Origin of the sequence: Rhodococcus sp. NPDC060084, assembly GCF_042730335.1 — a bacterium.
Lineage (GTDB): Bacteria > Actinomycetota > Actinomycetes > Mycobacteriales > Mycobacteriaceae > Rhodococcus.
Genome location: NZ_JBHWWX010000006.1, coordinates 21,954 through 39,291 on the forward strand (window position 1 = coordinate 21,954; position 17,338 = coordinate 39,291).

Genomic DNA, 17,338 nt, shown 5'->3' on the forward strand with positions numbered 1-17,338 from the left:
CCGGGAAAGGAAGCCTCCGATGACGATGGAAACCCCTGATCCTGAAGTCGACGTGGGCCGCCGGAAGTGGATCGGACTCGGCGTCCTGGCCCTGGGACTGTCGTTGATCGTCGTCGACGGCACGATTGTCAACGTCTCCCTCCCGGTCATCATCGACGACCTGAACCTGGATCTGACCGACGCGCAGTGGATCAACAGCATCTATTCGGTCGTGTTCGCGGCATTGTTGCTCACGACGGGAAGGCTCGGCGACCGAGCCGGTCGCCGAATGCTGTTCATCATCGGGGTGCTCGTGTTCATCTGCGGAAGCCTGGCCGCAGCGGCGTCGGACAGTTCCACCACGTTGATCTCTGCCCGCGTCGTTCAGGGCATCGGAGGTGCCCTCGTTCTTCCCTGCACACTTTCGACGGTCAACGCCACCTTCCGCGGCAGGGACCGAGCAGTCGCGTTCGGCGTGTGGGGTGCGGTGATCTCGGGGATGGCAGCCGTCGGTCCGTTGCTGGGAGGTTGGCTGACGACCTCGTTCACCTGGCCGTGGATCTTCCTCGTGAATGTGCCGATCGGCATCCTCGTCATCATCGGAGCGGTGCTGTTCGTGCCCGAGACCCGGTCGAAGACCACGGTTCCCGGACTCGATGTCCTGGGGCCGATTCTGAGTGCGATCGGGTTCGGCGCGCTGGTGTTCGCCCTCATCGAGGGGCAGAAGATCGGCTGGTGGAAACCGATCGCCGATCTGAGGGTCTTCGGGGTGACGTGGCCGGAGACCGCGCCGATCTCGGCGACCCCGGTTGTCGCTGTGGTGGGAGTTGTCACCCTCGGGGCGTTCGTGATGTGGGAGCGACACCGTGCCGGCCTCCGGCGGTCCGCAATCCTCGACCTGACCCTGTTCCGGATCCGCACCTTCAGCTGGGGAAACACCACCGCGATGACGGTGGCGATCGGAGAATTCGGGCTCCTGCTGGTGCTACCGCTGTTCCTCGTGAACGCCTACGGACTCAGTACCCTCGGCGCCGGCTATGTGCTGGCAGTAATGGCGCTGGGCGCGTTCGCTTCCGGGGCTTCGGCGCGCTTCGTCACCGGGAAACTCGGAGCTCCCCGTACCGTCATGCTGGGTCTGACGCTGGAAGTGATCGGGGTGCTCGCCTTCGCGCTGTACCTCCGCCCGTCGGCGAGCTCCGTCCTGCTCGCGCTGCTGCTCGCGATCTACGGCATGGGCTTGGGCCTCGCGTCCGCCCAGCTCACCGGAACCGTGCTGGTCGATATCCCGACAGCGGAGTCGGGGGAGGGGTCTGCCATTCAGAGCACCTCCCGGCAGCTCGGCGCAGCCCTGGGCACGGCCATCCTCGGGACCGTGCTCTCGCTCGGCTTGGCGCACAGCCTCACCGACCGCCTCGAATCGAGTCCTCTACCGGCGCAGGTGCAGTCCGGCTTGGCCGACAGCACCCGGGACTCGGCAGGCAGCACCATTCCGATCATCCGCGATCAGGGCGACGACGGCCGTCTCGGTCCGGCCGGTCCCGAGACCGCCGAGGCCCTGTCGGAAGGTTTCGCGGACGCCACCAGGTGGTCGTTGTTCTTCGCGGCGGGATTCCTCGTCATCGGACTGGCGAGCGCCACCCAGTTACAACCGCGCAGGCAGGCTGGAGTGCCGGTACCGGACGCCGGATAGCAGTCGGCGCTTGCTCGTCACCGGATCAGGTGACGACGACGTCTGCGTACGCGGCGGCAGTGTGCCCGAGCGGGAACCGTTTGCTCGGATCCCGGTCGCCGGTCGCGCCGATCACGAGGATGAACAGCCCGCCGGCCGTCAGCGAGCGCAGAAACGGCAACAACTCTTTCTGGCCCGACGTGTTGTGCATGTAGTCCACGAGGGCGAGGAAATCCTGGCCGGCGTCGAGGCGGCCCGGGGACGCCGTGCAGAGTCTCGAGGCCCGCCGCCGCACCCAGTACGTCGGCACCGGTGGCGGCGAGCGACGTGAGAGCGGTCAACGCGTTACCCACCTGGTGCGGTCCGAGAAGGGAAAGGCGGACTCGGGCATACCCGTCGGGTGTGTGCAGAGAAAAGTCGGTTCCGTCGGCACCGCAACGTATTTCGTCGGCGTACAGATCCGCATGCGTGTCGTTCGTCGAGTGGGTCCACACCGGTATCCTCGCGGTCGCCGCCAATCGCCTCGCGTATTCGTCGTCGCGATTGACGACGGCGGCCTTTGCGCGGTCCGGGGTGAACACGGCGGCTTTGGCGGCGAAGTAGCGGTCCATCGTTCCGTGGAAGTCCAGATGATCGGGTCCGAGGTTGGTGAACGCAACGGTGCGGAACCACACGCCGTCCACGAGGCCTTGGACGATGGCGTGAGACGACACTTCCATCGGCACCGCGCCCACGTCCTGCTCCCGGAACTCGGCGAGGATGCGCTGGAGCACCGCCGCTTCGGGGGTCGTTCGCGTGGCTGGACGGGCGCCGCCGGGACCGCGCACGGTGACTCCACTGATCATGCCGGTGACGACGCCGAGCGTCCCGAGAGCGGCGTCGAGGAGGTACGTCGCCGCGAAAACTGTTTCCGGGCCCGGCGGCATAGAGGCAGCGGAGGGCTACCGAGCGATGGACGAACGCCGCGCGATCAGGGTGCTGCTGACCGTCTGACCTCCACCGAGGCCGGTCCCGTCGTCCGCGGTAAGGGGACCGCTCGGAATGCACACCGTCGTCTCCCACAGCGTGATCGGCACTGGGACGTTTCCTTCGGGACCGACCCGGGAACCCCTGATTCGCGATGGAAGGTCCCGCTCATGAAGGCAACGGTCGAAGGTAAGGGGCCGGCGCGGGATCGACACAGTGGTCGACGTCCGAGCCGTCGGACGACGCGAGGCGGACACATCACCTCGGTGGCAGGCGGCTGGCGGCATGTGTAGGCAACCTCCCGCACGGTCGGCGTACGGTGTGCCTTTTCCAGCCGAAGAAAGGACCTGCTCATGAATGCGTCGGCGGAACCACAGGACCTCGGTCGCCAGATGGCGAAGCTGGCACGCGAGTTCTACCGTCCCAGCAGTCTCGCGGATACGTTGCGCGGTGTCACCACCGCTGCGGTCGAACTGGTGCCGGACGCCGACTGCGCCGACGTCCTCGTGGTGACCGGCAGGAGGAAGGTCGAATCGTACGCCGCTACCTCGACTTTGCCGGAAGAACTCGATGCCGTGCAGGAGAAGCTCGGCGAGGGGCCATGCCTCGATGCTGCGTACAAGAATCTCATCGTAAGGACGGATGATCTTCGGACCGAGACACGGTGGCCGCGTTTCTCCCGCGAAGCGGTCCAGGCAGGAGTGCTCAGCACTTTGTCGTTCCAGCTCTACGTCGAGAAGGACTCGATGGGTGCGCTGAATCTGTTCTCGTTCAAGCCGAATGCTTTCGACACGGACGCGGAGGCGATCACCGAGGTGCTGGCCGCGCAGGCAGCAATGGCGTTGAGTGCCGCACGTGACCACCAGAACTTCTCGTCGGCACTGGCGAGCCGCGACATCATCGGTCAGGCCAAAGGCATGATCATGGAGCGGTTCGGCGTCGATTCCGTACGCGCTTTCGAGTTGCTGCGCAAGCTCTCCCAGGACAGCAATATTGCGCTTGCCGAAGTCGCGGCCAGAATTGTCGAGGCGGGTCCCGCCCAACTCGGCGGCGACCCCTCCGCCTGACCGAGCTCCCGGAACCACGTGGGGCTGCGCTCGCATCGGACAAGACAGGTCCGCTCCGGGTTCCGGAGCACGCGCAGCGCTACAGGTCCCTGGGCACGAATCAGGGGTAGCGTGGAGGTCACGGGCAACTTGGCCCGGGCACTTTTTCGCCTCGTCAGCGACATCGTGGTCGATGCGGAAGAGGGCGCTCTCATGGCAGAGCCGATCGACAACAAACTGGTGGATTCGCTGGCAGCACTGGCGCGATCTCTGTCGGGACAGCGCGACCTCGAGGGTGTACTGCGCACGGTCACCGACTCTGCCGTCGACTTGATTCCCGGCGTCGAGAGCGCAGACATCCTGCTCATCAGCGGGAAGAACACGTTCGAATCCCATGCCCCGACGTCGCTGTTGCCCGTCGAACTCGATCGTGCGCAGGAGCGGCTCGGGGAAGGACCGTGTGTCGATGCCGCGATGGGTGCCTTCACCACCCTCAGCGATGATCTCGTGTCGGAGACCCGATGGCCCCGGTTCACCCCGGAAGCGCTCGACGCGGGGGTGCGCAGCATTCTGTCGTTCCAGCTGTACACCTCGGCGAGCACCGCGGGGGCGTTGAATTTGTTCGCCACGTCACCGAACGTATTCGGCGGCGAATCGATTGCGGTCGGGGAGGCGTTCGCGGCGCATGCGGCCATCGCCATCGCCGCGGGACGGGACGAACTGAAGCTGCATTCCGCAGTGCTGAACCGTGACGTCATCGGCCAGGCCAAAGGCATGATGATGGAGCGATTCGGCATCCCCGCCGACCGTGCGTTCGGCATGCTCATCAAGCTTTCGCAGGACACCGGGATTCCGCTCGTCATCCTTTCCCGGTGGATCGCCGAAGAGCGCACCGAACCTTCGTAACGCGAATTCGGTAGAATTATCTGCTTGCTGCTTGCTGCTTGCTGCTCCCTGCGCTACACTGTGGGAGACTATCGAGTATGGACGGGTGGGAACGGGGGGAAGGCGCTCCGGCCGGTTTTCCGACCTCGGCGGAGATCAGCCGACGGATCGGAGTGCTGGCGCGTGAGTTCTTCGTTCCCGAGGATCTCGACAGCACGTTGTATCGGATCGCTGCGTCGGCGGCAGAACTGATCGGTGCGGCCGACGGTATCGGCATTCTCCTCTCGGTCGATCGGGAACAATTTCGATCCACCGCTGCCACCTCGCCTCTGGCCGCGCAGCTCGAGGCAATGCAGATCAAACTGGGCGAAGGCCCGTGCCTCGACGCTGCCAGGTCCGACCCCATCGTCCGGTGCGCGGACTTGCGTACCGAGACGCGATGACCGGCGTACGCGTCGGCCGCGGTCGACGCGGGAGTCCTCAGCTGCCTCTCGGTGCGCTTGTACACCCACCGCGACGAGGTCGGGACCTTGAATCTCCATTCCCGCGTCGCGGATGCGTTCGATGCCGGGGACGAGGCCCTCGTCGATGCCCTGGCCGCACAAGCTGCCACGGCGATCACGGCTGCCCGTGTTCAGGAACAACTCACCTCGGCTCTCGCAACCAGGGATGTCATCGGCCAGGCCAAGGGCATCATCATGGAGCGCTACGGTATCGACGCGCTGCGTGCCTTCGACATGCTGCGGCGGCTGTCGCAGGACACCAACACTCCTCTTTCCGAGCTTGCGACCCGACTCGTCGACTCGGGGCCCGCCACGGCGTGACCGCGTCGCGGCGGCGTTCCACCCGGATCGTGGGCAGCACCACCTCACCCTCAGGTTTACCCGGGGACACGCCGCGGTATCTGTACTGATACCCGGGGAGGGTGTCCGGCGTTGCTACACGGCGCCGGACACAGCCGGCCGCTACGAGAAGGTGAGGGTGACAATGACGTCTCCGCAGAGATATGTGGTGTTGGTGGGCACGCCGTGCGATGCTGCCGCCCGCGCTCACTGGGACGCGGTGCAGAGTTGGGCGGACGAACACGGGTGGCTGACGACGCGAGACATTCCCGCGGCCGGAGATGTCTGGGGCGCAGTGGCCACCGAGGAGGTCCTCGACGGTATGTGTTCTCCGACGGAGGCGAAGGTGATCTACGACGTCCGCGCGGCAGGAATCCCCTGCGTCAGCGTGCATCGGGCGCCTGCGATGCTCGCGTCCCTGTTCCTGACTGCGGCCGTCCAGCCGGCCTGAGGCGACCGCCGCGCTCGACCTCGGCGGAGGGCAGGTGGGTTCCGTCTGTTCCGGACCGACGTCAGTCCTCGACGACCACACGTAGCTTTTCGAGAGTCGCGTCGGTTGCGTCGGGGAGAGTCATCCCCGGCGCCCGGTCCGCTGCGCAGGTAGTCGAGAACCGCCCGATCGAGCCGCTCACCGGGCACCACCGCGGGGATGCCCGGGGGATACGGGGTGATCTGCTCGGCTGCGATACGGCCGGCGGCCTTGTCTGCCGCGACCATTTCCGCACGGCCGAAGAATGCATCTCGCGGCGACATCACCGACTCGAGCTGGATCTCGTCGGGTCCCGGCAGATACATTTTCGGCGGGGGATCGAACGATTCGGCTGCCTGCACCAGCAACTCGAGGGAACGGACCAGACGGTCCGTGGTGTCCTCGTCGTCGGCAATCGAGATCGTTGCGAGGATCCGGCGGTGATCGGTCAATCCCATGTCTATCCGGCAATGTTCGCGGAGCCAGTCGGCACATTGATAGCCCGAGGCGCCGAGCGCGTCGACGTCGACGAGAATCTGGAGCCGGTCCAGGTCGTGTGAGGCCTGGTCACCGAGCAAGCGGCCTTCGAGGACATCGAGTCCGTCGAGTGCGGCGATCCGGTCCCTCGTGCGACGGGCGAGGTCGAGTGCGCTCCCGAGTAATTCGGTGCCGTGCTCGACCATCTGCCGTCGCCAGCCGTCCATCGCGGCGTAGATCATCACATTGGGGCTCGTGGTCATGAGCAGATCCGCGCAGGCGGACAGGTGTGCGCCGTCGACCAGGTCTCCCTGCACGTGGTACACCGAACCCTGCTCGAAGCCCGAACCCGTCTTGTGGACGCTCACCACGCACACGTCCGCCCCGGCATCCATGGCCCACGTCGGCAGGTCGTCGTCGAAGGGCAGGTGCGCGCCCCACGCCTCGTCGACGATCAGCGGTTTGCCTCGTTCGTGGCATACCGCGGCGATGCCCTCGATGTCCGCGCATGTGCCGTACGGGCTGGGGCTGACGATCAGGGCTCCGGCGGCATCCGGGTATTCCTCCCATGTCTGCCGCACCTGTTCGGGTGAAGGCGGATGGGAGAAGTGCATATCCTCGTCCCACTGCGGGGTGATCCACCGGGGAACGACGCCGCTGAAGATCAATCCCGCAACAACCGATTTGTGGGAATCGCGCCCGAGCAACAAGCCGCCGGGATCGTTTCCCGCCACGGCCATCATCGCGGCCTTGACCGAGAGCGAACTGCCGCAGGTCGAGAAGAAGGCCTGTTCGGCGCCGACTGCTTCGGCCATGAGTTGCTCGGCCCGGGACAGGTACCCGTTGCTGGAGGTTCGGTCGTCGAGACCGCCGGAAGCGAGTACGTCGGCCCGGAACGGATCGATGCCGAGCACCTCTACGACGCGTGAATCGACCCCGCGGCCCTCGCGGTGCGCCGGCGGGGAGAATCCGTAGCGACCAAGTTCGTGGTATTGCGCCAACCCCGTCAGCAGCGGTGTCTCCGACTGGTCCATGACGTCGAGATACCCGGTTATCCCTCCGGCAATCGGCTGACGCTGTTCGGATCCGGAGGGCCCGCAGAACATATGCCGAGCGAGTGGTCGACGCGGTGGTCGGAGACTGCATGGCCTGGTAACTTCTTGGTATGACGGCGAGTTACACACAATTCGTCGATGGATCGGTTTCCGGCACCGCTCGCACCTACGGGTGCACGTGGACGGCGACTCGGTCCTGTCATCGGGGGAACTGCATATGGAGGCTCGGCAGTGAAGCATTACGAGGTGGTGATCGTGGGCGCCGGAATCTCCGGTATCGGCGCGGCGGTCCGGTTGAGCCGGCAGGGGATCGACGACTTCGTTCTTCTCGAAAAGGGAGACGCTGTCGCGGGTACGTGGCGTGACAATACCTATCCGGGATGTGCCTGCGACGTCCCCTCTGCTCTGTACTCATACTCGTTTGCACCCAACCGGGAGTGGTCCCGCCTCTTCGCCGGGCAGGCCGAGATTCGGCATTACGTCGAGCGAGTGGCCGGGGAACACCGCATCTTTCCCCGCGTGCGTTTCGGTACCGAGATGCGTCGCGCCCAGTGGGACGAACAGACCCACCGATGGATCATCGAGACCTCCGCCGGCGTGATCACGGCCGGCGCGCTCATCGCGGCAGCAGGTCCCTGGAACGAACCCCTCGTCCCCGACGTCCCCGGACTCGACACGTTCCCGGGCGAAGTGTTCCATTCCTCGCGGTGGAACCACCGGTACGACATGACCGGAAAGCGCGTGGCGGTGGTCGGCACGGGTGCGTCCGCGGTGCAGTTCATCCCCGAGATCCAGCCGAAGGTCGAAGCCCTGCACGTGTATCAGCGCACGGCCCAGTGGGTGCTGCCCAAGCCGGACTACGCCCTGCGCGCCTTCGAGCGCACCGTACTCCGGCGTGTGCCGGGCGCGCACGACGCTCTCCGGCGCGTCGAGTACGGCATCATGGAGGCGCTCGGACTCGGCTTCCGAAACCCGTGGATCATGAAGGTGATTCAGCAACTCGGCAAGATATGGCTCCGACTTCAGGTGAGCGAACCCCGACTCCGCGAGACGCTGACGCCTCGGTACATGCTGGGTTGTAAACGACTTCTGTTCTCCAACAAGTACTACCGGTCCCTGGCCCGACCCGGCGTCGAGGTTCATCCGACGGCCGTCGCGTCCGTGCGCGGGAACGTCGTGGTCGCGGCGGACGGAAGCGAAACCGCCGTGGACGCGATCATCTTCGGCACCGGCTTCCACATTCTCGACATGCCGGTCGCGAGCCGAATCTTCGACGCGCAGGGCCGTAGCCTCGACGACCACTGGAAGGGCAGTCCGCAAGCATATCTCGGAACCACGGTCGCAGGGTTCCCGAACGCATTCGTTCTGCTCGGCCCGTCGCTCGGCACCGGCCACACCTCGGCATTCACGATTCTCGAAGCGCAGCTCGGTTACGTCCTCCAGGTGCTGACCCGTGCACGGCAGGAGGGATGGACCCGCGTCGAGCCCCGCCGCGCCGCGCAGGACTCCTTCAACACGCGCGTACAGAAGGCACTCGCCGGCACGGTGTACAACGCCGGAGGCTGCCAGAGTTACTTCTTCGACGCCAACGGCCGTAACAGTTTCAACTGGCCGTGGTCGACCCGGCGGATGCTGAAGGAGCTTGCGGCATTCGACGACACCGCGTTCGACGTGGCGTCGGCTTCTCGTGCGGACGTAGTCACGGCGCCGCCGTCCTGACCAGGGGTCAGGACGGCTTGCGTGCTTCGTCAGGGCACGGTGTATTCGGTGGAGCAGTCGTAGTACGTAACGTTCTGCCCGTTGTCTGCGGTGTTGGTGACACCGGTGACGGCCGTGATCCGGCCCGGTTCCGTGTTCTGGACAGGCAACTCGATGATCGTGTCACCAGCGTCGATACGCGCCGTTGCCTCGCCGACGCCGTTGAAACCCGTGTCGAGGTTTGCCCAGACCACATGCGCCCTCTGGGTGTACGGCGCTGCAGACTGCGAATGGGTGTGGAACGTGAAGATCACTTGCCCGGGTGCGGGCGAGGCCACGGTGACGTCACTGCTGTCGAATCGACCGAAGTCGTTGGGGTCGACGTAATCGATGCTGCAGAACGGTGTCTCGACGGGATCCTTCGGCGGGAACAAGTCGACGGAGTTCCACGGGACCGCGTGCGCCGCACCCACGCTCAGTGATGCGGCCGCGACGGTGACGAGCGGGGTGACGATCAGGCGGGACAGTTTCCGGTGCATATCTCTCCTCGGACGGTTCGGTGGCGCGACAGGCACGCACGAAATGGCCGGGTGGTGAGAGAATTCTGGCATCGCGATACGTTTCCGGCGCCCGAAAACCTCGAATACGTTGGCGCCGTGTGCGTTCAGCGGACGCTCCGGAACCCCAGGCCCGCTAGGACGGGGTATACACGTCTCGCTATCCCCCTTTCACGTTATACCGCATCGGGCGACCTCATGAGACCCGGATTTTCGGCCCATACTCGCTCGCAGAGTGCTCGGGCGCGCAGCGAGAGGAGCGGGCATGAACTACGTACTGGGTCTAGGTGAGGTCGGGCGGGAACAGGGGGCGCCGGCAGGAGGAAAAGGGGCGAATCTAGGAGAACTCACGAGGGTCGCAGGGACGCGTGTGCCGGACGGCTTCTGCGTCACAGCGGATGCATTCACGCGTGCCATGGACGCCGTTCCGTCATTCGGTGACCTGCTCGATCGACTGTCGCTACTCGACCCGGACGACCGCGACGGGATCCGTGTGGCGAGCGGGACGCTCCGCGACTCCATCGAAGATCACGGCGTTCCGGACGATGTCGCGGGCGCGGTCCTCGCGGCGCTCGGCGGGTTCGGTGGAGATGCCGCCTTCGCGGTCCGGTCCAGTGCCACCGCCGAGGACTTGCCCACGGCGTCTTTCGCCGGACAGCAGGATTCGTACCTCAACGTCTCGGGCCGTGACCAGATCCTTCGGTGCGTAACGCGATGCTGGGCGTCGCTGTTCACCGAGCGGGCCGTGGCCTATCGAATGCGGAACGGATTCGACCACCGGCAGGTCCGTATGGCTGTGGTCGTGCAGAAGATGGTGTTCCCGGACGCGGCGGGGGTTATGTTCACCGCAGACCCGGTTACCTCCGATCGCACGGTCGTGTCCGTGGAAGCAGTCTTCGGGCTCGGTGAGGCGCTCGTGTCGGGCTCCGTGAACCCGGACGTCTACAGCGTGCGCGCAGGCGATGTCGTCACCAGGGCGGTTGCCCGGAAACGGCACGCTCTGTGGGCTGCGCCCACCGGGGGAACGCGCGTCCGGGAAGTCGAACCGGAGCGGCGGAACATCCCCGTCCTGTCCGACGCGCAGATCCTTCGTCTCGCGCGTCTGGGGCGGGACATCGAGGCTCATTTCGGCTGCCCCCAGGACATCGAATGGTGTCTGGTGGGCGACGACTTCCGCGTCGTCCAGAGTCGGCCCGTCACCACCCTGTTCCCGCTCCCCGCAGTACGGGACGGAGAAAAACACGTCTACGTGTCGGTCGGACATCAGCAGATGATGACCGACGCCATGAAGCCGTTGGGAATCTCCGTGTGGCAGTTGACGAGTCCGGCACCCATGCGTGATGCGGGAGGACGGTTGTTCGTCGATGTCACCGCTGCGCTGTCCGCACCGGCGACCCGTGCCGCCCTGGTGGAAGGCCTCGGAAGATCCGATCCACTCATCGGGGATGCCTTGCACACCGTTCTCGCCCGCGCGGATCTCGTTGGATCGGGCACCGACGAGCAGCCGGGCGGTCCCGTGCCGGACGCACCCGACCTGCTCGACGCGGACCCGGAGGTCGTCACCGAGTTGATCGCGCACGCGGAGGCCTCTCTGGACGCGTTGCAGCGCGAGATCCGTGGCAGATCCGGGACGGCGTTGCTCGATTTCATCGAAAGCGACATCCAGGAGCTGAGACGGCTGTTGTTCGATCCCCGAAGTCTTCGGGTGATCACCTCCGCGATGGAATCGGCGCGGTGGCTCGGCGCTCATCTCCACGAGTGGCTCGGCGAGAGGAACGCTGCCGACACGCTCGCGCAATCCGTTCCCCGCAACGTCACCTCCGAGATGGGTTTGGCGCTCCTCGACGTCGCGGACGCGATCCGGCCGTACCCGGAGGTGGTGGAGTTCCTTCGGCATGTGGCGCGATCGGGTGGCGACGACGAACGTTTCCGGCGGGAACTGGGTGAGATCCCCGGCGGTCGGCAGGCCGAAGCCGCGATCGACGAGTATCTCGCCGAGTACGGGATGCGCTGTGCCGGCGAGGTCGACATCACGAGGCCGCGATGGAGCGAACGGCCGACGGCTCTGGTGCCGGTGATCGTCGGCAACGTCGAGAACTTTGCTCCCGGCGCTGCGAGGCGGCGTTTCGAACACGGCCGGCGTGAGGCGGAAGAAAAGACACGCGAGTTGCTCGGACGCCTACGGACGCTGCCGGACGGGAATCGGAAAGCGGACGAGACCGAACGCATGATCGACCGTCTCCGGGCTTTCTCGGGGTACCGGGAGTACCCGAAGTACGCCATGGTCAGCCGTTATTTCGTGTACAAACGAGCACTGTCCGCCGAAGCCGAGCGCCTCGTGCACGCAGGTGTACTCCGCCACCGGGACGACATCTTCTACCTGAGGTTCGAGGAACTGCGCGACATCGTGCGCACGCATCGAGAGTGCGATGCCCTTGTGCGGGAGCGGAAAGACTTGTTCCGCACGTACACGTCTCTCACGCCCCCTCGGGTCTTCACGTCCGACGGGGAGGTCATCGTGGGGGAGTACCGGCGTGAGGACGTCCCCGACGGCGCACTGACCGGCATGCCGGTCTCCGCCGGGGTGGTCGAGGGGAGAGCCCGGGTGGTCGACGACATGGCGAAGGCGGACCTCGAGCCGGGCGACATCCTGGTCACCGCGTATACCGATCCGAGTTGGACCCCATTGTTCGTCTCGATCGGCGGGTTGGTCACCGAGGTGGGCGGACTGATGACCCACGGCGCGGTGGTGGCACGGGAGTACGGCGTGCCGGCCGTGGTGGGCGTGCAGCACGCCACCGGGACGATCCGGGACGGCTCGCTCATTCGCGTGAACGGGACGGACGGCTACGTCGAGATCATGCCCGAGGCAGGCACGGGACGTGACGCACCCCCGGGTCCGTGATCAGTGCGGATAACCCCGGCGCACGGTGCGCGCGAGGATACCGAGCGACGATTTGAGAGTCGCCTCGGAGATCACCGGAAAGATGCCCGCCTCGCGCCACGTCGGGTGGATCTCGGACCAGTCGTAGTACGACGTCACGAGAGAACCGTCGTCGACGGGTTCGATCCGGTAGCCGTAGATGTGCCCGATCTGGGGTCGCACTCTTCCCAGGATGGTCCAGGAGATCTCTCGTTCCGGGACGAAGTCTCTGATCGTGACCGTGACATCGTATTCACCCATCGGAATGTCACCGAGGGCCTCCCGGTCCATGTGAACGACGAATTTATCGCCGGCCGCGGTCACCACCGGGCCCTCCGCGTCCATCAACATGCCGGAACCGTCGATGGCAACGTGCCCCTGGGGGTCGCACAGCACCGCGAAAATCGCTGCGGGATCGGACTTGACGGTCCGCTGTACTTCGATCCGATCGGTCGTCACGCCATGATGGTGCCAGAGATACGGGATCACCGCACGGGAGCGCCGGTTGCTCGCGACGGCCTGCTCCAGCATGTGCGAGGCGCAGGAGGGCGACGACCGTCCGCACCGTACGAGTGCGGTACTGTCCTTTCCGGTGCGCCGGGAAGTCTGGTCGGCAAGGTGATGATCTCACTCTCGAGCCGGAGGACTGTGTGTACCGTCGTGTTGTATCTCCAACCCCGCCTGCCGGGATGCCCGGCGCGTTGACTCCCGTCGTGAATTCTCGGCCCGGCCGATGCTGCCCCGCACGACAGTCGGCCGCGCTGTCTTCCGAGGACGTGTGATGTCGAGCATCTTCTCCGGCCTTCCGTTCCTGTCCCGTGGTTCCTGGGAGGAATCCCGGCGTGTGGCGGACATTCTGCGCAAAGAAACGGTGGGCGGCATCCTGCTGCTCGTCGGGGCGGTCGCCGCGCTCATCTGGGCGAACACCGCGTGGTCCGACTCCTACCACGCCTTGCGCGAGACCACCGTCGGTCCGTCGGCGCTCCACATGGATTTGTCGTTGGGCACGTGGGCGGCGGACGGGCTGCTCGCGGTTTTCTTCTTCGTCGTCGGTGTGGAACTGAAGCGCGAATTCGTCGAAGGCAGTCTGCGGGATCTGCGCCGCGCCGCGATGCCTGTCACCGCCGCGCTCGGCGGCATGGTGGTCCCCGCGTTGATCTTCGTTGCGATCAACGCGCGCGGCGGTGCGGAGGCGCTCAACGGCTGGGCGGTCCCCACCGCGACCGACATCGCGTTCGCGGTGGCCATCCTCGCTGTGATCGGCGCACACCTGCCGTCGGCGCTGCGGACGTTTCTGCTCACGCTGGCCGTGGTGGACGACCTCCTGGCGGTGACGGTGATCGCCGTGTTCTATACCGACGATGTAAAGCTGCTCTTTCTCGGCGCTGCGTTGCTTCCCCTGCTGGCGTTCGGGTTCGCCCTGCAGCGCGGGGTGAACGCATGGTGGGTGCTGGTGCCCTTGGCTGCTGTCACCTGGTGGCTCGTCCACGAATCCGGGGTGCACGCCACGATTGCCGGCGTCCTGCTCGGGTTCGTGGTTCCGGTGTCACGGATGGTCGACGGTAATAAGGTTCCGGTGGCCGAGCACATCGAACACCGGATTCGCCCGCTGTCCGCCGGAGTCGCGGTACCGGTGTTCGCGTTCTTCGCCGCCGGCGTGACGGTCGGCGGCCTCACGGGGTTGGCCGATGCCCTCACCGATCCCATCTCCATCGGCGTGATTGCGGGCTTGGTCATCGGTAAGGTCGTCGGAATCTTCGGTGTCAGCTACCTGGTGGCGCGCTTCACCCGCGCGCACCTGGACGACGAACTGAGCTGGGTCGATGTGTTCGGTGTCGCGCTGCTCGGCGGTATCGGATTCACGGTGTCGTTGCTGATCGGGGATCTCGCGTACGGCGCGGGGACTCCTGCCGCCGACCACATCAAGGTCGCCGTCCTGTGCGGCTCGCTGCTCAGTGCCTTGTGCGCTTCGTCGGTGCTTGTCGTCCGCAACCGCACCTACCGGAGGATCGTCGCACTGGAGACGGTCGACGACGACGGAGACGGGATCCCCGACGTCTACCAGAAGGGTGAGCGTCATGCCTGAGATCGGGCTCGGCGCGGCGCCGGGAGGCAGAGTTCGGCCGAGCTCGGCGCGGGACACAGTCCCCGACTTCCGCACTGTCCCCGACTTCCGCACTGTCCCCGAGGTGCGCACTGTCCCCGAGGTCCGCACGCGGACACACCGTGATGCTGCATCGTGTACGAGGAGAAGATCGTGAACTGGACCGTATTTGCCGTCTTCGTCGTCGTGTGGGTGTGCGTCGGATTGCTGACGGGTCTATGGATGGCGCGCCGCGGACACGACGGTCGATGGACACTCATCGCGGTGATCCTCGGGCCGTTGTTCGTCCCCATTGCGTACGAGCGAGTCGAACGCAATCCCCGCTCCGTCGACGTGACGTCCGTCGACAGCTGGGGCGCCGACGCCGCGAAGGCGTCCGGACTCCGCGTAATGGTCGGGTACGACGCTTCCGTCGAGGCCGAGCACGCGCTGCACTCGGCGCTGCGCTTGTTCGGGAGCGGCGGCGGAGTTCTCGAGCTGGTCGCGGTCGTGTCCTACGACGACGCCAACGACCCCGACTCGACGATGGTGGACCGGGCGAAGCAGCGTCTGACCGCGGCAGCCTCCGGCGCCGGGACCGTTCCGGTGGGTTACGCGGTTCTTGCAGGTCCGCCCGGAGAGTGCCTGCGCTGGTACGCCGAGAACCACCGTGCAGACGTGCTGGTCGTCGGGAAGCGGGGCCGCGGGATGTCGACCCGGATGCTCGGCAGCGTGGCGGAGTATCTCACGGCGCACTGTCCGGTCCCTGTTCTCGTGGTGGATCCGACGGTTCCGTCGGAAGGGCAGGATTCCGCAGAACCCACTGTGGCCGTTCGGGTGAGCCCACTCGACTCGCCGAGAGAAACCGGAAACCGTTAGCGATCCCCCATGTTTCCCACGCATCGACGACGGTCGATCCGGCCACGGCGGTGGGCGCAGCGAACGCCGGGCGGCGTCGGACGACAGCCGGGGGAGCGGTCGCCCGCCTCAGTGAAGTCCGCGCCGCTGAGCCTCGCTCGTGAATTGTCCGAGGGCGGCGCGAGCCTCTTCCTCGGCGACGGTGTCTCCTTCGGAAGCGAAGTGGCGCAGTCTGTTTCGCCAAAAATAGAGGCCTTCTACGATCTCGTCGTCCGAAAGATCGGCGGGCACCCCGAAGTTCCCCATGCGGTGATTCTCTGCAGGAAGTCGGCCCAGCACAAGGGATGATCGTCGCGCGATCAGGGACCTTCGGACCTGGATATCGTGTCCTTTCTGTGGATCGTGATGATCGTCCGTCGTCACTGCGGGAGCATTGCCTTGCCTCCTGGTGGGTCCGGAGTACTACCGGTAGGTCGCGCAGTCCGGTGTCGGCTCGTACCGTTTGAAGTATCGGATTCGATGTCCGCACGACAGGAGGCACACGATGGGAATGCTCAGCAGGGTCATCAAGGGCGGCGTGGCCGTCAAGGCAATCCAGGTGGTCAAGCGCGAAGCGTCCAAACCGGAGAACCAGCGCAAGGCGCGCGAGTTCGCTACCCGGTTACGCGACAAGCGCCGCTCGCGCTGACGTGTGACGGCGGAGGTCCGCAGAAACACTCACCCGTCCCGCCGCACTCCGGCGACGAATAACTCTCGTACGAGTGACCACGAGGAGAGCGGGCGAGCGATGAAGGAGCTTGATACCGGATTCTTCAGCTGGACTGCCCGGCGGGTGAGCCTCGGTGGGGAACTGCAGGAGGTGCGTCGAGGCGAGCACGTGGACGTTTCCTTGCCCGCAACGACGCGCCCCAGCCATCTCGTCGTCTACCACGACGACGAAGCCGACTACGTCGCGCTCGTCGTCGGAGATGCTGCCGGAAACGAGGACGTCCCGGTCCATGCCGTCCACGAGGAACAACTCCTGCTCGAGGGTGGGCGCAGTACTGCCCCTGTCGAGATCCTCGTCGGGGTACCCGACGGCCGTGATCTGGGCGCGCAACAGAGAGAACTCGACCGTCAGTTGTGCGCAGGCGGGCCGATTCGGTCGATGCTGGAATGTTCGGGGGTGCGGTCGGTGGTCGTGAGTTGGTCCGGGCCGTCGAGGACGCCGGCGTCGCCCTCGCCGGAGTAGGGGTCCGAGTTCGTCGCGCACCCTCGGTCGGCCCGGTGGGCCGGGCGTCCGAACGGGGAGTGGGGATACCCCGAGGGGTATACTGAGAGGCGGCGCCCGCCTGACGCAAAGCGGGCCCGACGCCGGACCGGAAAGGAAACACCCATGACCCTCGCACTCTCGACCACTCTCGCGACCACCTTCGACGACGCACTCGACCGGACTCGAAAAGCATTGTCGGAGCAGGGTTTCGGTGTTCTCACCGAGATCGATATGAAGGCGACGCTCAAGGCCAAGCTCGACGAGGACATCGAAGACTACGTGATTCTCGGCGCGTGCAATCCGCCACTCGCGCATCGCGCCGTGACCACGGACAGGCAGATCGGACTTCTCCTGCCCTGCAATGTCGTGGTGCGTCGGGACCCCGAGAACGACGACGTGATCATCATCGATGCGATGAACCCGCAGATCATGGTGCAGGTGGCCGACACCGAGGGGTTGCGTGAGGTCGCGGAGGACGCCGCCGCCAAACTCGCAGCCGCGATCGACGCACTGCAGAACGACTGATCCACGACCCTGCGTGATCCGGCGGTACTGCTTCTCTCGGGTCTCACGAGCCGC

General features: G+C 65.8%; 16 protein-coding genes and 3 pseudogenes. 13 read left to right on the top strand and 6 right to left on the bottom strand.

Annotated elements, in window-relative coordinates:
• Positions 1-19: 19 nt before the first annotated feature.
• Positions 20-1,669, top strand: a complete 1,650-nt coding sequence (locus ACFWBU_RS05245; RefSeq protein WP_378527711.1) for a DHA2 family efflux MFS transporter permease subunit — start codon at positions 20-22, stop codon at positions 1,667-1,669.
• Between the two features lie 25 nt (positions 1,670-1,694).
• Here the strand turns inward: ACFWBU_RS05245 and ACFWBU_RS05250 are convergent, their stop codons facing one another.
• Both ACFWBU_RS05250 and ACFWBU_RS05255 read right to left on the bottom strand, forming a co-directional pair.
• The gene (locus ACFWBU_RS05250) at positions 1,695-1,859 is read right to left on the bottom strand and encodes a hypothetical protein (RefSeq protein WP_378527785.1); all 165 of its coding nucleotides are present in this window, start codon (positions 1,857-1,859) and stop codon (positions 1,695-1,697) included.
• A 175-nt stretch (positions 1,860-2,034) separates the two neighbouring features.
• Positions 2,035-2,574: pseudogene (locus ACFWBU_RS05255) on the bottom strand (Mur ligase family protein); the annotation flags it as partial.
• A 393-nt stretch (positions 2,575-2,967) separates the two neighbouring features.
• On the opposite strand from ACFWBU_RS05255, the gene ACFWBU_RS05260 reads away from it, so the two are divergent.
• The 5 genes and pseudogenes from ACFWBU_RS05260 to ACFWBU_RS05280 all read left to right on the top strand — a co-directional run bounded on the left by ACFWBU_RS05260 (position 2,968) and on the right by ACFWBU_RS05280 (position 5,838).
• Positions 2,968-3,681: a GAF and ANTAR domain-containing protein gene (locus ACFWBU_RS05260; protein ID WP_169621918.1), complete on the top strand. Its 714-nt coding sequence runs from the start codon at positions 2,968-2,970 to the stop codon at positions 3,679-3,681.
• 129 nt (positions 3,682-3,810) lie between these two features.
• Positions 3,811-4,566 (top strand): GAF and ANTAR domain-containing protein, encoded by a 756-nt coding sequence (locus ACFWBU_RS05265; protein WP_378527712.1) that lies wholly within the window; start codon positions 3,811-3,813, stop codon positions 4,564-4,566.
• 77 nt (positions 4,567-4,643) lie between these two features.
• On the top strand, positions 4,644-4,988 hold the full coding sequence (locus ACFWBU_RS05270; RefSeq protein ID WP_378527713.1) for a hypothetical protein: 345 nt from the start codon (positions 4,644-4,646) through the stop codon (positions 4,986-4,988).
• A 36-nt stretch (positions 4,989-5,024) separates the two neighbouring features.
• A pseudogene (locus ACFWBU_RS05275) lies at positions 5,025-5,369 on the top strand (ANTAR domain-containing protein); the annotation flags it as partial.
• A 163-nt stretch (positions 5,370-5,532) separates the two neighbouring features.
• On the top strand, positions 5,533-5,838 hold the full coding sequence (locus tag ACFWBU_RS05280; protein WP_169621920.1) for a hypothetical protein: 306 nt from the start codon (positions 5,533-5,535) through the stop codon (positions 5,836-5,838).
• Between the two features lie 61 nt (positions 5,839-5,899).
• On the opposite strand, the pseudogene ACFWBU_RS05285 reads toward ACFWBU_RS05280, so the two are convergent.
• Positions 5,900-7,367: pseudogene (locus ACFWBU_RS05285) on the bottom strand (aminotransferase class I/II-fold pyridoxal phosphate-dependent enzyme).
• Between the two features lie 252 nt (positions 7,368-7,619).
• Between ACFWBU_RS05285 and ACFWBU_RS05290 the strand changes: the two are divergent.
• Positions 7,620-9,107 carry a flavin-containing monooxygenase gene (locus ACFWBU_RS05290; protein WP_378527714.1) on the top strand — a complete coding sequence of 496 codons (1,488 nt, stop codon included), beginning with the start codon at positions 7,620-7,622 and terminating at the stop codon, positions 9,105-9,107.
• A 29-nt stretch (positions 9,108-9,136) separates the two neighbouring features.
• On the opposite strand, the gene ACFWBU_RS05295 is transcribed toward ACFWBU_RS05290, so the two are convergent.
• Positions 9,137-9,625, bottom strand: coding sequence for a hypothetical protein (locus tag ACFWBU_RS05295; protein WP_169621934.1), 489 nt, complete (start codon positions 9,623-9,625; stop codon positions 9,137-9,139).
• Positions 9,626-9,908: 283 nt separating this feature from the next.
• On the opposite strand from ACFWBU_RS05295, the gene rph reads away from it, so the two are divergent.
• The gene (rph, locus tag ACFWBU_RS05300; RefSeq protein WP_378527715.1) at positions 9,909-12,548 is read left to right on the top strand and encodes a rifamycin-inactivating phosphotransferase; all 2,640 of its coding nucleotides are present in this window, start codon (positions 9,909-9,911) and stop codon (positions 12,546-12,548) included.
• Here rph and ACFWBU_RS05305 read toward each other — a convergent pair whose 3' ends face one another.
• On the bottom strand, positions 12,549-13,025 hold the full coding sequence (locus ACFWBU_RS05305; protein ID WP_169621936.1) for a polyketide cyclase: 477 nt from the start codon (positions 13,023-13,025) through the stop codon (positions 12,549-12,551).
• A 322-nt stretch (positions 13,026-13,347) separates the two neighbouring features.
• Between ACFWBU_RS05305 and nhaA the strand changes: the two genes are divergently transcribed.
• Both nhaA and ACFWBU_RS05315 read left to right on the top strand, forming a co-directional pair.
• Positions 13,348-14,652 (top strand): Na+/H+ antiporter NhaA, encoded by a 1,305-nt coding sequence (gene nhaA / locus ACFWBU_RS05310; protein ID WP_378527717.1) that lies wholly within the window; start codon positions 13,348-13,350, stop codon positions 14,650-14,652.
• A gap of 171 nt (positions 14,653-14,823) precedes the next feature.
• Complete coding sequence (locus ACFWBU_RS05315; protein ID WP_169621938.1) at positions 14,824-15,528, top strand: universal stress protein; 705 nt, start codon at positions 14,824-14,826, stop codon at positions 15,526-15,528.
• Positions 15,529-15,636: 108 nt separating this feature from the next.
• On the opposite strand, the gene ACFWBU_RS05320 is transcribed toward ACFWBU_RS05315, so the two are convergent.
• A complete protein-coding gene (locus ACFWBU_RS05320) occupies positions 15,637-15,930 on the bottom strand; it encodes a hypothetical protein (protein WP_378527718.1) in 294 nt (97 codons plus the stop codon).
• A 121-nt stretch (positions 15,931-16,051) separates the two neighbouring features.
• On the opposite strand from ACFWBU_RS05320, the gene ACFWBU_RS05325 reads away from it, so the two are divergent.
• The 3 genes from ACFWBU_RS05325 to ACFWBU_RS05335 all read left to right on the top strand — a co-directional run bounded on the left by ACFWBU_RS05325 (position 16,052) and on the right by ACFWBU_RS05335 (position 17,284).
• Positions 16,052-16,195, top strand: a complete 144-nt coding sequence (locus ACFWBU_RS05325; RefSeq protein WP_169621940.1) for a hypothetical protein — start codon at positions 16,052-16,054, stop codon at positions 16,193-16,195.
• Between the two features lie 99 nt (positions 16,196-16,294).
• Positions 16,295-16,738: a hypothetical protein gene (locus ACFWBU_RS05330; protein WP_378527719.1), complete on the top strand. Its 444-nt coding sequence runs from the start codon at positions 16,295-16,297 to the stop codon at positions 16,736-16,738.
• A gap of 144 nt (positions 16,739-16,882) precedes the next feature.
• Positions 16,883-17,284, top strand: coding sequence for a DUF302 domain-containing protein (locus tag ACFWBU_RS05335; protein WP_169621942.1), 402 nt, complete (start codon positions 16,883-16,885; stop codon positions 17,282-17,284).
• Positions 17,285-17,338: the final 54 nt, after the last annotated feature.

Excerpts from the sequence above, each read along its gene's own strand:
- nhaA (WP_378527717.1), top strand. The coding sequence starts at position 13,348 with ATGTCGAGCATCTTCTCCGGCCTTCCGTTCCTGTCCCGTGGTTCCTGG.
- ACFWBU_RS05325 (WP_169621940.1), top strand. The coding sequence starts at position 16,052 with ATGGGAATGCTCAGCAGGGTCATCAAGGGCGGCGTGGCCGTCAAGGCA.
- ACFWBU_RS05250 (WP_378527785.1), bottom strand. The coding sequence starts at position 1,859 with ATGCACAACACGTCGGGCCAGAAAGAGTTGTTGCCGTTTCTGCGCTCG.
- ACFWBU_RS05260 (WP_169621918.1), top strand. The coding sequence starts at position 2,968 with ATGAATGCGTCGGCGGAACCACAGGACCTCGGTCGCCAGATGGCGAAG.
- ACFWBU_RS05330 (WP_378527719.1), top strand. The coding sequence starts at position 16,295 with ATGAAGGAGCTTGATACCGGATTCTTCAGCTGGACTGCCCGGCGGGTG.
- rph (WP_378527715.1), top strand. The coding sequence starts at position 9,909 with ATGAACTACGTACTGGGTCTAGGTGAGGTCGGGCGGGAACAGGGGGCG.
- ACFWBU_RS05270 (WP_378527713.1), top strand. The coding sequence starts at position 4,644 with ATGGACGGGTGGGAACGGGGGGAAGGCGCTCCGGCCGGTTTTCCGACC.
- ACFWBU_RS05280 (WP_169621920.1), top strand. The coding sequence starts at position 5,533 with ATGACGTCTCCGCAGAGATATGTGGTGTTGGTGGGCACGCCGTGCGAT.
- ACFWBU_RS05295 (WP_169621934.1), bottom strand. The coding sequence starts at position 9,625 with ATGCACCGGAAACTGTCCCGCCTGATCGTCACCCCGCTCGTCACCGTC.
- ACFWBU_RS05335 (WP_169621942.1), top strand. The coding sequence starts at position 16,883 with ATGACCCTCGCACTCTCGACCACTCTCGCGACCACCTTCGACGACGCA.
- ACFWBU_RS05245 (WP_378527711.1), top strand. The coding sequence starts at position 20 with ATGACGATGGAAACCCCTGATCCTGAAGTCGACGTGGGCCGCCGGAAG.